This window comes from Arthrobacter sulfonylureivorans (genome assembly GCF_047607445.1).
Classification (GTDB): Bacteria; Actinomycetota; Actinomycetes; order Actinomycetales; family Micrococcaceae; genus Crystallibacter; species Crystallibacter sulfonylureivorans_A.
Map to the genome: position 1 here is coordinate 131,223 of NZ_JBLKRT010000005.1, position 12,411 is coordinate 143,633.

Genomic DNA, 12,411 nt, shown 5'->3' on the forward strand with positions numbered 1-12,411 from the left:
TTTGGCTGGCCCGCCCCGGGTACCGGTACCCTTAACTACCGTGACCCGCGAAAATTCCCCCACTCCTCATCCCACAGCCGAGGCTGCCGACGCCTCCGAGCAGATGCACGTGCGCATGGCCAAGCGCGCCAAACTACTTGAACGCGGCGTGGAGGCCTACCCGGTGGGGGTGGACCGGACCCACACGCTGGCCGAGGTGCGGGAAAAGTACGGCCACCTCGAGGCGGACGAAACCACCGGAGACATCGTCGGCGTGTCCGGCCGTGTGGTCTTCATCCGCAACACCGGAAAGCTGTGCTTCGCCACCTTGCAGGAAGGCAATGGCACCCGGCTGCAGGCCATGTTGAGCCTGGCCAACATCGGCGAGGAAGCGCTGGCGGACTGGAAGGCGCTGGTGGACCTGGGCGACCACGTGTTCATCCGCGGCGAGGTCATCAGCTCCAAGCGCGGAGAGCTGTCCGTCATGGCCAACACCTGGCAAATGGCCTCCAAGGCGCTGCGTCCCCTGCCCGTGCTCCACGCCGGCCTCAACGAAGAGACCCGGGTACGGCAACGCTATGTGGACCTGATGGTCCGCGACGAAGCCCGGCAGATGGTGTACACCCGCGCAGCCGTGATCCGCTCCATCCGGGACACCCTCCACTCCCATGGCTATGTGGAAGTGGAGACGCCCATGCTGCAGTTGATCCACGGCGGTGCCACGGCGCGTCCGTTCGAAACGCACCTGAACGCGTTCAACCAGGACATGACCCTGCGCATCGCCACCGAGCTCTACCTCAAGCGTGCAGTGGTCGGTGGTATTGACCGGGTCTTCGAGCTCGGTCGGATTTTCCGCAACGAGGGCGTGGATTCCACGCACAGCCCGGAATTCACCACACTGGAAAGCTACGAGGCTTACGCCGACCAGTTCGTGATGGCTGACCGGATCAAGGAGATGATCCTTAATGTGGCCGACAGCCTGGGTACCCGCGTGCTGGAAACCCCGCAGGGCACCATCGACCTGAATGGAGAATGGCGCTGGCTGGCGGTCTACCCGGGATTGTCCGAAGCGGTGGGCCAGGAAATCACTCCGGAGACCGGCGGGCACGTGCTGCGCGAAATTGCCGACAAGCACGGCGTGAAGATCGATCCGAAGTGGGACACCCAGAAAACGGTGGTCGAGTTGTTCGGCGAAATCGTCGAGCCCACCCTGCTGCAGCCGACCTTCGTTTACGATTATCCGCCCGCTGCGCAACCGCTGGCACGAAACCACCGGGATAAGCCGGGCCTGATTGAGGCCTGGGATCTGATTATCGGCGGAATGGAGCGCGGCACCGCATTCTCCGAGCTGATTGATCCGGTAATCCAGCGCGAACGGCTGACCCAGCAGTCGCGTTTGGCAGCTGCCGGCGACGAGGAGGCCATGCAGCTGGATGAAGACTTCCTGCGCGCGCTCGAATACGGTGCTCCGCCGATGGGCGGCATCGGACTGGGCATTGACCGGCTGGTGATGCTCTTCACCCAGGTGGGAATCAGGGAGACCATACTGTTCCCGCTGCTGAAGCCGGAGGTGGGCTAAGGATGGAATATCTCTGGGTACTTGCGCCGTCGCTCGGCGTTGGACTCTTGTTCTATTTCGTGATGAAAGCCATATTCAATGCCGACCGCAAAGAACGCGAAGCATTGGCCGAAGCTGAGCACGAGGCCGATAGGCGTGCAGCCGAAGGCGGCACCGAATAACGGCTAACACCCCGGAAACCCTGGACAATGATCGATTGTCCGGGGTTTCTCCTTTAAGCACTACAGAACACGTGGTTTGCGCCCATTACGGGCAAACCAATATCACTCATACCGGATTTTTCCTAGTTTCCATTAATCAGTTCGTATTGCCTTCAAATCGAGTGTGCGCAATAATCAATTTGGTTCGGCAATCCCGGCCAAATAGATCCACTCACTAAAGGAGCCTTCCGTGGCGCAAGAAGTAAAAATCATTCTGGTTGACGATCTGGATGGTGGCTCGGCGGATGAAACGGTCCGCTTCAGCATGGATTCCAGCAGTTACGAGATTGATCTTTCTTCAACGAATGCCGCGGCCCTTCGCGACGCACTAAAGCCGTACATTTCCGCCGGTCGGAAGATTCCTTCCCGCGGCGCACGGGCCGGAAAGCCGGCCAGCAGCACCCGCAGCCAGGATGCCTCGGCAATTCGGGCGTGGGCGCGGGACAACGGTTACAACGTCAGCGACCGTGGTCGTGTGCAATCGGAGATCATTGAGGCCTACAAGGCCGCCCACGGGGGATAGCGGGCGGCCCGTTCCAGCGCGGGCAGATCAATCGGCGGGGCGGACAGGCAACTGTCCGCCTCGCTTTGCGCTCTCCGGCAGGGCATTACCCCTAGGGCGAACAGACCTCCGCAGACGCAGTCGGGCACGTAGCATCAAAGTACGCAGTAGCTAGGAGTGTGCGAGATGTTTGAGAGATTTACCGACCGTGCCCGTCGCGTTGTCGTGCTGGCTCAAGAAGAAGCCCGCATGCTCAACCACAACTACATCGGCACCGAACACATCCTCTTGGGTTTGATCCACGAGGGTGAGGGCGTTGCCGCCAAAGCACTGGAGTTCCTCGGCGTCTCCCTGAACGGCGTTCGCGAGCAGGTCCAGGAAATCATCGGCCAGGGCCAGCAGGCGCCGAGCGGTCATATCCCGTTCACGCCGCGGGCCAAGAAGGTCTTGGAGCTGTCGCTGCGCGAAGCCCTCCAGCTTGGCCACAACTACATCGGTACCGAGCACATCCTGCTGGGCCTGATCCGCGAAGGCGAAGGCGTGGCCACCCAGGTGCTGGTCAAGCTCGGCGCAGACCTCAACCGCGTACGCCAGCAGGTTATCCAGCTGCTCTCCGGTTACCAGGGCAAGGAGCCGGTCACCGCCGGCCAGCAGCAGGAGGGAACTCCTGCCGGGTCCGTGGTGCTGGACCAGTTCGGCCGCAACCTGACCCAGGCGGCGCGTGAATCCAAGCTCGACCCCGTCATCGGGCGCGAGCATGAGATGGAACGCGTGATGCAGGTCCTCTCCCGCCGCACCAAGAACAACCCGGTGCTGATCGGCGAGCCCGGCGTCGGCAAGACGGCCGTGGTGGAGGGCCTGGCCCAGGCCATCGTCCGCGGCGACGTGCCCGAGACCATCAAGGACAAGCAGCTCTACACGCTGGACCTCGGCTCGCTGGTGGCCGGCTCCCGCTACCGCGGTGACTTCGAAGAGCGGCTGAAGAAGGTCCTGAAGGAAATCCGGACCCGCGGCGATATCATCCTGTTCATCGACGAGATCCACACGCTGGTCGGTGCGGGTGCCGCCGAGGGCGCAATCGACGCCGCCTCCATCCTGAAGCCGATGCTGGCCCGCGGCGAACTGCAGACCATCGGTGCCACCACCCTGGATGAGTACCGCAAGCACATCGAGAAGGACGCCGCGCTGGAGCGCCGGTTCCAGCCGATCCAGGTCGAGGAACCGTCCGTGGAGCACGCCGTGCAGATCCTCAAGGGCCTGCGCGACCGTTACGAGGCCCACCACCGGGTCTCCATCACCGACGGCGCCCTGGATGCCGCCGCGCATCTGGCACACCGTTACATCTCCGACCGTTTCCTGCCGGACAAGGCCATCGACCTGATCGACGAGGCCGGCGCCCGGCTGCGCATCCGCCGGATGACCGCACCGCCGGAGCTCAAGGACATCGACGAGCGCATCGCGCAGCTGAAGAAGCAAAAGGAATCGGCCATCGATGCCCAGGACTTCGAAGGTGCCGCCACGCTGCGTGACCAGGAGAGCAGGCTGCAGGACGAACGGGCGGAGAAGGAACGCGCCTGGAAGTCCGGCGACCTGGATGAGATTGCCGAGGTTGACGAGGACTTGGTGGCCGAAGTGCTGGCCAACTCCACCGGCATCCCGGTGTTCAAGCTGACCGAGGAAGAGTCCAGCCGCCTGATGCACATGGAGGCCGAGCTGCACAAGCGCGTGATCGGCCAGGACGAGGCGATCAAGGCCATCTCGCAGGCCATCCGACGCACCCGCGCCGGCCTGAAGGACCCCAACCGTCCCTCCGGCTCGTTCATCTTCGCCGGCCCCACCGGCGTCGGCAAGACCGAACTGGCCAAGGCCCTGGCGGAGTTCCTCTTCGGCGAGGAAGACGCGCTGATCACCCTGGACATGTCCGAATACTCGGAGAAGCACACCGTCTCGCGGCTCTTCGGTGCCCCTCCGGGCTACGTCGGCTACGAAGAGGGCGGGCAGCTGACCGAGAAGGTGCGCCGCCGCCCGTTCTCCGTCGTGCTCTTCGACGAGGTGGAAAAGGCCCACGCGGACCTGTTCAACTCGCTGCTGCAGATCCTTGAGGACGGCCGCCTGACGGACAGCCAGGGCCGCGTTGTGGACTTCAAGAACACGGTGATCATCATGACCACCAACTTGGGTACACGGGACATCTCCAAGGGCGTCATGACCGGCTTCCAGTCGGGCACGGACACCAAGACCGGCTACGAGCGGATGCGCGCCCGGGTCCAGGATGAGCTCAAGCAGCACTTCCGGCCCGAGTTCCTCAACCGAGTAGACGACACGGTGGTCTTCCCGCAGCTGAGCGAGGAAGAAATCGTCCAGATCGTGGATCTGTTCGTCGAGCGGCTGCGGAAGCGGCTGACCGAGAAGAACCTCAAGATCGAGCTGAGCGATCCGGCCAAGGTACTGCTGGCAACCCGCGGCTACGATCCGACGATGGGTGCCCGTCCGCTCCGCCGGACCATCCAGCGGGAGATCGAGGACCAGCTCTCGGAGAAGATCCTCTTCGGCGAGTTCCACCCCGGCGAAACCATCCACGTGGACGTCGACGGCGAAGGCGATGCGGCAACGTTCGTGTTCACCAGCACCGGCGCCCCCAAGGCGATTGAGGAAGTTCCGGACACCCCGGCACTGTCCCAGTAGCCAGCACTGCGCACGGTGAACCCCGGCTTCGGCCGGGGTTCACCGGTTTAACCGTATTAACCGTCCGGATCCGGCAGCGACCTCGAAGATCATTTTGTGCAGCAATCTGTGATCCGTGGCACAAGTAGTGTTTACTGAATCCATGAGTTCTGAAGCACTTACTTCCGATATCCGGACGACGGCACCCCTGCAGCAGGATTCCGGTTCCCCGTTCGGCGACCTGGACCGCTACATCGCCCTGCCGCGGCTCGGCTCGCTGGCGCTCAGCCCGGATGGCAGCCGGCTGGTGACCTGTGTCAGCGTTTTGAACTCCGCCGCCACCGAGTACACCTCGGCCCTCTGGGAGGTCGACCCTGCCGGTGAGCGCCCCGCCCGCCGGATCACCCGCAGCTCCAAGGGCGAATCCGGTGCAGCCTTCGCCCGCAACGGCGATCTTTACTTCACCTCCGCCCGCCCCAGCCCCGATGATGCCGCTGAAGAACCGGTGCCCGCCCTGTGGCGCCTGGCGGCGGCCGGAGGAGAGGGCCGCGTGGTGCTGTCGCGCCCCGGCGGAGTGGCCGCGGTGCGCTGTGCGCGTGATGCAGACACCGTGGTGGTGGATGCCCAGGTTTTGCGGGGTTCCGACGGCGAAGAGGACGACGCGAACCTCCGGACCGCCCGCAAAGACAAGAAGGTCTCTGCCATCCTGCATACCGGCTACCCGGTGCGCTTCTGGGACCACGACTTGGGGCCGGGGGAGAAGCGGCACTTCGTCCTGCAGCAGTCCGCGGATGACGCGCCAACCACCTTCACGGTGGACGACGAGCCCAGCGGCAGCCTGCGCAGCATCACCGATTGGGCGGGAAGTGCCCTGATGGAAACCGGCGCGGAACTCAGCCCGGACGGGGCCACGCTGGTGGTCAACGTCCGCCAGCCCATGCCGCGGGGGGATGCCCGCAGCGTACTTGCCGCCGTGGATACCGGCACGGGCGAACGGCGGATCCTGCTGGATAGCTCGGATACCGACTACTCTCCCGGTCCGGTCAGCCCCGACAACAGCACCGTGGTGGTGGTCTGCGAGTCCGTATCCGGGCCGCAGACAGTTCCTTCGGTCAGCCTGGGTCTCCTCCCGCTGGGCGGCGGCGAACTGCGTCCGCTGGCCGCAGATTGGGATCGCTGGCCGCATCCCGCCGCCTGGCTGCCCGACGGGTCGGGCCTGCTGGTGACAGCCGACGACGGCGGCCGCGCTCCGCTGTTCCAGATCGACACCGGCACCGGCTCGGTGCGTAAGGTGACGCACGACGATGCGGCCTACTCCGACGTCGTGGTCAGCCCGGACGGACGTTTCGCCTACGCCCTGCGCAGCTCCTACCTGTTCCCGCCCGAGCCGGTTCGCATCGACCTGTCGTCCGGGGACACGACGGTGTTGCCCGCGCCGGCGCCCCGGCCGGAGCTGGGAGGGCGGCTGGAGGAAATCACCACGCCGGTGGGCACCGACGGCGAGCAGGCCGAGGTGCGCGGCTGGCTGGCGCTGCCCGAGAACGCTTCCGCGCAGAACCCCGCGCCTTTGCTGCTGTGGGTGCACGGCGGTCCCCTTGGCTCCTGGAATGCGTGGAGCTGGCGCTGGTGTCCGTGGCTGCTGGTGGCCCAGGGCTACGCCGTGCTGCTGCCGGATCCGGCCCTGTCCACCGGCTACGGGGACGACTTCATCCGGCGGGGCTGGGGCCAGTGGGGCCAGGCACCGTACACCGACCTGATGGCCATCACCGACGCCGCCGTGCAGCGCGAGGACATCGACGATGCCCGCACGGCCGCGATGGGTGGTTCCTTCGGCGGCTACATGGCGAACTGGATCGCCGGACACACCGACCGCTTCCGGGCCATTGTCACCCACGCCAGCCTCTGGGCGCTGGACCAGTTCGGACCGACGACGGACGTCTCTACTTACTGGGAGCGGGAGATGACTCCCGAGATGGCGCTGGAAAACTCCCCGCATCTGCACGTGGAGAAGATCAACACGCCGATGCTGGTGGTACACGGGGACAAGGACTACCGGGTGCCGATCGGCGAGGGGCTGCGGCTTTGGTACGAACTCTTGTCACGGTCGCAGCTGGCCGCGGGAACGGACGGGCAGACACCGCACCGGTTCCTGTACTTTCCGGACGAGAACCATTGGGTGCTCTCACCGCAGCACGCCAAGATCTGGTATTCGGTCGTCGGCAACTTCCTGGCCCGGCACGTGCTGGACCAGGAGACGGAACTGCCGGCCGAACTGGGGCTTTAGACTGACTGGGTGACCGACGCCTTCAAGATCCGCCCCGCCCGCACTTCCGACGTCACGGAGATCCGCCGCCTGGTCAAGCCGCTGGCCGACGAACGCGTGCTGCTGGAGAAGGAAGCGGTGGCCTACTTCGAAGGCATCCAGGAGTTCCGGGTGGCAGAGACGCCGGACGGTGAAGTCGTGGGCTGCGGCGCCGTGCACGTGATGTGGGAGGACATCGCCGAGGTGCGCACGCTGGCTACCGCGGCGCATTGGCGCGGCAGGGGAGTGGGCCACGCGCTGCTGGACGAACTCATCGGCGCGGCCAGGGACCTGGGTGTCAGCCGCGTGTTCTGCCTGACCTTTGAAGTGGACTTCTTCACCCGGCATGGCTTCGAGGTGATGGCCGACCAGTCGGCGGTTGATCCGGAGGTGTATTCCGAGCTGCTGCGGTCCACCGATGAAGGCGTGGCCGAGTTCCTCGACCTGGCCCGGGTCAAACCCAACACGCTGGGCAATACCCGGATGATCCGTTCGCTCTGAGCCGCCGGGCTGCCGCGGGCGCAGCTCGCGTCTGCCGCCGACGCACCCACCGGATACGCAGCGTTCGACCGTGAAGAACCGATCAGCCGTCGACGCGGACCGATCCCGGCACATACCGTGGAGCCGTTGGGGACGACCAGCCGGCCCTAATGCCGGCGTGACGGAGGGAAGCATCATGGGCGTTGGAGATCTCGGCGACGACGACGCAGAGCAGCAGGACGGCTCCAACAAACTGCAGGGCGACAAGCTGGACGGCCTGGCGGACAAGGCCAAGGGGATCGCCGGCAACCGGGCCGTCGACCAGGCCGACGACCATCAGGAGCAGCACAGAGGCGAGCAGGGCGAACCCGGCGACCATGCCGACGACCAGCGGGAACAGCACAGCGGCGAGCAGGGCGAACCCGGCGACAAGGCCAACGAAGTCTAGGCGGGGAGGCTGATCCCGCTGCCTGCGGTGACGGCCAGCCCGTCCGCGAGCAGCCCGTCGAGGGCGCGGCCCAACTGTTCGTCCCCGGCTGGCAGCGCGCGCAGCGCCTGAAGAGGCTTGTGGTAGGCAGCAGGCAGGGCCGCCAGGTCGATGCTGCCCAGCAGGACCTCGCGCGGAACGGACGATTCCGCTTCGCGCAGCACGGCCATCATGGCGCCCCGCACTTGCCGGTCGGTGCCCGCCCAGGCTTGCCCCTTGGGTACGTAATGAGGTTCCGGGCGCCCGGCTGCCACCCAAGCGCAACGATCCAGCACCGGGCAGGCGTCGCACCGCGGCGCCCGGGCAGTGCACACCAGGGCGCCGAGTTCCATCGCACCGGCGTTCCATTCCTTGGTGCCGCTGGCCGGCATCAGTTCCTGCGCCAGGCGCATCTCCGCTGCGGTGAGCGCTGGTGCGGGAAGGGCAGCGCCGGTCACCAGGCGCGCATGTACCCGGCGGATATTCGTGTCCACCACGGTTTCCGGCAGCCCGAAGGCAAAGGATGCCACCGCGGCTGCGGTGTAGGTTCCGACGCCCGGGAGTTCCAGCAGGCTGCCGTGGTCGTCCGGCACCCGGCCGCCGTGCCGCTCCACAATCGCCGTGGCCGCGGCATGCAGGCGAAGCGCGCGGCGGGGATACCCCAGCCGCCCCCAGGCCCTGACCGCTTCGCCGGCCGAATCGGCCGCGAGATCGGCAGGGCGAGGCCAGCGCTGCATCCACTGCTCCCAGACCGGCAGCACCCGGACTACAGGAGTCTGCTGCAGCATAAACTCGCTGACCAAGATGCCCCACGCGTCGCACTCCGGGCGGCGCCAGGGCAGGTCCCGGGCGCTGGCCGCAAACCAATCGCGGATGCGCCGGTGCAGCAGGTCGGCTTCTGCCGATGCGAGGGAAGAAGCCGGAGCGGCGGCGTCGAGACGGGGCATGGAACTCCTACGATGTGACCAACCAATACTGTACTGCCCGGCGTGGTGCTGACTGCACCGGCCGATGCGGTCTCTTAACCTTGAGGTATGGCAGGCAGCGGCACTTCGGGCGGGCGCGGACAGGGTTCACCTGTTCGGCGGCCCAGCCCTGCGGTCTATCGCCGCCGGCGCTTGGTGGCGCTGTCCCTGGTTGTGCTGGTGCTGGCCAGCATCGTGGCTGCCGGGTTCTGGATCGCCAGCCTGCTGGGACCGGGACCGGAAGACGCCTCGGCCGAAGTGGCCGGGCCGGCAGCGCCCAGCGCCCCGGCTGCCAGCCCCACAGCCAGCGCGGGCTGTGAGGACTCGGACGTGGTGGTGCGGGCCGAAACCGATGCCGCGGCTTACGGGAGCGGGGAGAATCCCACGCTCATTCTGGAAGTGGCCAACAAGGGCAAGAGCCCGTGCGAAGTAAACGTCGGCACCGATGCCATGGAGTTTGTGGTCACCAGCGGCGATGACCGCATTTTCTCTTCGGCGGACTGCCAAGTGGACCCCGAGCCACTGATGATGACGCTTGAGCCGGGCAAGAGCGAGCAGGCGCGTTTTACCTGGGAGCGGAACCGGACCGCCCCGGGCTGCACCTCGGTGGAGGCCAAACCGCAGCCTGGCACCTATGTCCTGACTACCAAGCTGGATAAGAAATCCAGCAAGAAGACCGTGTTCGAACTGCGTTAGCCGAGCCCCCGGCCCGCCAGATCCTAGAGGAACCGGTCCAGCAGGCTGGTTTCGGCAATCCGGGACAGGCCCTCACGGATCACCCGTGCGCGCTGCTCGCCGATGCCGTCAACGGCCATCAGATCATCGATGTTGGCCGCCATCAACGACTGCAGCCCGCCAAAGTGGTCGACCAAACGGTCGGCCACCGCTCGCGGCACCGATTTCACTCCCGCCAACAGGCGGTAGCCGCGGGGTTGGACCACGGCATCCAAGGAGTCCTGGCCGGGCTGGATGCCAATCACGCTGGCCACGCGGCCCAAATCGATCAGATCGTTGGAGGTGAAATTGCGCAGCGTGTGGAGTGCGCTGTCGACGTCGATGCCGCCCTTGATTTCCGCGTAGTCGCGCAGGATCATTTCGCTGTCCGGGCCCAGCCCCGAGGTCAGCTCATCCAGCTGCAGGGAGAGCAGCCGGCCGTCCACGCCGAGCTCAAGGACGTATTGCGAGATCTCGTCGGAGATGCGGCGGACCATTTCCTGCCGCTGCAGGGTCACGGCCACGTCCCGGACGGTGACCATGGCCTCGATTTCCAGCGCGGAGAGCGAGCCGGTGACCTGGTCCAGCCGCGCGCGGTAGCGCTCCAAGGTGGCCAGCGCCTGGTTGGCGCGGGCAAGCACCGGTTCGGAGCCCTCCAGCACATGCCGGATGCCTTCCACATACAGCGCGATGATCTGCATGGACTGGCTCACCGAAATCACCGGCAGCCCGGTCTGGATCGCGACTCGTTCGGCGGTGCGGTGCCGGGTGCCCGACTCCTGGGTGGCGATGGAAGGGTCCGGGACCAGCTGTACTGCGGCCTTGACGATGGTCGCCGCGTCCTTGTCACAGACGATGGCGCCGTCCATTTTTGCGAGTTCCCGAAGCCTGGTGGGTGAGAATTCGATTCCGATATCGAACCCGCCGCTGCTGATCTCTTCCACCTGCTGGTCGTAGCCCAGCACGATGAGCGCGCCGGTGCGCCCACGAAGGATTCGTTCCAACCCGTCGCGCAGTTGGGTTCCCGGAGCTACGCGGGCCAGTGTCGCCTTGAGGGCGTCCTCGGGGCTCTTGACCATATGGGCGTTTCCTTAGGGCAGGCGGGCATGGGAGCAGGGCCGCCGTCCGGACAGCCTCAGGCTCCATGATAGTGCCGGATTCGGGCTATTCTTCTCCCCGGCCGCTCAGCGGAAGAGCGTAGACAGCGCTTCGGAGACGGTATGCACTTCCTTGACCGTGAATCCGGCCGGAACCTGGCCTGTTCCATCCGGGGAAGCCGGAACGATAGCGTGGGTGAACCCGAGCCGTTCCGCTTCCTGGATGCGCCGGCCGATGCCCGGCACTGGCCGCACTTCGCCGGCCAGGCCAACTTCACCGAAGGCGATCAATTGCGGCGGCAGCGGCTGGTTGGTCTTCGCTGAGGCAATGGCCAGCACGGTGGCCAGATCGGTGGCCGGTTCGCCCAGCCGGACCCCGCCCACTGTCGCCACGTAGCTGTCGTCCTTGTGCAGCGACATTGATGCCCGGCGCTGCAGCACGGCCATCATCATCGCCACGCGGGAAGAATCCAGCCCGCTGGTGGCGCGCCGCGGCTGGGCGTTGGAGGTCTCGGCCAACAATGCCTGCACCTCCGCCACCAGCGGCCGACGGCCTTCGAGCGTGACCGTGATGCAGGTGCCGGAGACCGGGTCCTTGGTCCGGGAGACAAAGAGTCCGCTCGGATCGGTCAGCCCCTCGATGCCGCCTTCGGTCAGATCGAAACAACCGACCTCGTCGGTGGGGCCGTAGCGGTTCTTGACCGCACGCACCAGCCGCAGGCGCGAATGCCGGTCGCCGTCGAACTGGCACACCACATCCACCAGGTGTTCCAGGAGCCGCGGCCCGGCGATGGAGCCGTCCTTGGTCACGTGCCCCACCAGGATGGTGGTCATGCCCTTGGTCTTGGCTGCGTTGATCAGCGACGCCGCGACCTCCCGCACCTGCGTGACGCCGCCGGCAGCGCCTTCCACCGCGCTGCTGCTGAGCGTCTGGACCGAATCGACGATCAACAATGACGGCTGCAGTTGCTCCACGTGGCCCAGCGCAATGCCCAGGTCCGTCTCGGCGGTCAGATAGAGATTGTCCGCCACCGCGGAGATCCGTTCGGCGCGCAGCTTGACCTGGGCCGCGGACTCTTCTCCGGTCACATACAACACGTCGCGATCCTTCCGTGCCACCCGCGCCGCAACGTCGAGCAGCAGGGTGGATTTGCCGATGCCGGGCTCGCCGGCCAGCAGGATGACTGCCCCCGGCACCAGGCCACCACCCAGCACCCGGTCCAGTTCGCCAACCCCGGTGGCGCGGAAGGCGGCGTTCGTGGCATCAACGTCAGCGATCCGTTCGGCCGGCCGGGCGACAGCGGCGGCGGCGGTGGTGCGGGCCGCCACCTGGGTGGCCTCTTCAACCGTTCCCCACGCCTGGCACTCGCCGCAGCGCCCCACCCATTTTGCCGTGCTCCAGCCGCACTCGGCGCAGCGGTAGGCGGGGGCTTTGGAACGGGTCTTGGTGCTCATGCACCCAG

Annotated in this window: 11 protein-coding genes; 8 read left to right on the plus strand and 3 right to left on the minus strand. The window is 66.1% G+C overall.

Features of this window, described 5'->3' with window-relative positions:
- The first annotated feature begins 40 nt into the window (after window positions 1-40).
- From lysS to ACMX2H_RS04150, 7 genes are all read left to right on the plus strand, one after another.
- Complete coding sequence (lysS, locus tag ACMX2H_RS04120; RefSeq protein ID WP_414959088.1) at window positions 41-1,558, plus strand: lysine--tRNA ligase; 1,518 nt, start codon at window positions 41-43, stop codon at window positions 1,556-1,558.
- 2 nt (window positions 1,559-1,560) lie between these two features.
- Entirely contained in the window at window positions 1,561-1,719 is a 159-nt protein-coding gene (locus ACMX2H_RS04125) for a hypothetical protein (protein WP_169303941.1), read from the plus strand.
- A gap of 229 nt (window positions 1,720-1,948) precedes the next feature.
- A complete protein-coding gene (locus ACMX2H_RS04130) occupies window positions 1,949-2,281 on the plus strand; it encodes a histone-like nucleoid-structuring protein Lsr2 (protein WP_136785607.1) in 333 nt (110 codons plus the stop codon).
- Window positions 2,282-2,446: 165 nt separating this feature from the next.
- Window positions 2,447-4,945, plus strand: a complete 2,499-nt coding sequence (locus ACMX2H_RS04135; protein WP_414959089.1) for an ATP-dependent Clp protease ATP-binding subunit — start codon at window positions 2,447-2,449, stop codon at window positions 4,943-4,945.
- Window positions 4,946-5,087: 142 nt separating this feature from the next.
- On the plus strand, window positions 5,088-7,208 hold the full coding sequence (locus tag ACMX2H_RS04140; RefSeq protein ID WP_414959090.1) for a prolyl oligopeptidase family serine peptidase: 2,121 nt from the start codon (window positions 5,088-5,090) through the stop codon (window positions 7,206-7,208).
- Between the two features lie 9 nt (window positions 7,209-7,217).
- Entirely contained in the window at window positions 7,218-7,727 is a 510-nt protein-coding gene (locus tag ACMX2H_RS04145; RefSeq protein WP_414959091.1) for an amino-acid N-acetyltransferase, read from the plus strand.
- Between the two features lie 175 nt (window positions 7,728-7,902).
- The gene (locus ACMX2H_RS04150) at window positions 7,903-8,154 is read left to right on the plus strand and encodes a hypothetical protein (protein WP_414959092.1); all 252 of its coding nucleotides are present in this window, start codon (window positions 7,903-7,905) and stop codon (window positions 8,152-8,154) included.
- Here the strand turns inward: ACMX2H_RS04150 and ACMX2H_RS04155 are convergent.
- Window positions 8,151-9,119 (minus strand): HhH-GPD family protein, encoded by a 969-nt coding sequence (locus tag ACMX2H_RS04155; RefSeq protein ID WP_414959093.1) that lies wholly within the window; start codon window positions 9,117-9,119, stop codon window positions 8,151-8,153. The two genes, ACMX2H_RS04150 and ACMX2H_RS04155, sit on opposite strands and share 4 nt — an antisense overlap.
- Window positions 9,120-9,206: 87 nt before the next feature.
- Here ACMX2H_RS04155 and ACMX2H_RS04160 point away from each other — a divergent pair, with 87 nt between their 5' ends.
- Window positions 9,207-9,833 carry a hypothetical protein gene (locus tag ACMX2H_RS04160; RefSeq protein WP_414959094.1) on the plus strand — a complete coding sequence of 209 codons (627 nt, stop codon included), beginning with the start codon at window positions 9,207-9,209 and terminating at the stop codon, window positions 9,831-9,833.
- Between the two features lie 23 nt (window positions 9,834-9,856).
- Here the strand turns inward: ACMX2H_RS04160 and disA are convergent, their stop codons facing one another.
- Both disA and radA read right to left on the minus strand, forming a co-directional pair.
- Entirely contained in the window at window positions 9,857-10,930 is a 1,074-nt protein-coding gene (gene disA, locus ACMX2H_RS04165) for a DNA integrity scanning diadenylate cyclase DisA (RefSeq protein ID WP_414959095.1), read from the minus strand.
- Window positions 10,931-11,035: 105 nt separating this feature from the next.
- The gene (radA, locus tag ACMX2H_RS04170) at window positions 11,036-12,403 is read right to left on the minus strand and encodes a DNA repair protein RadA (RefSeq protein WP_414959096.1); all 1,368 of its coding nucleotides are present in this window, start codon (window positions 12,401-12,403) and stop codon (window positions 11,036-11,038) included.
- Window positions 12,404-12,411: the final 8 nt, after the last annotated feature.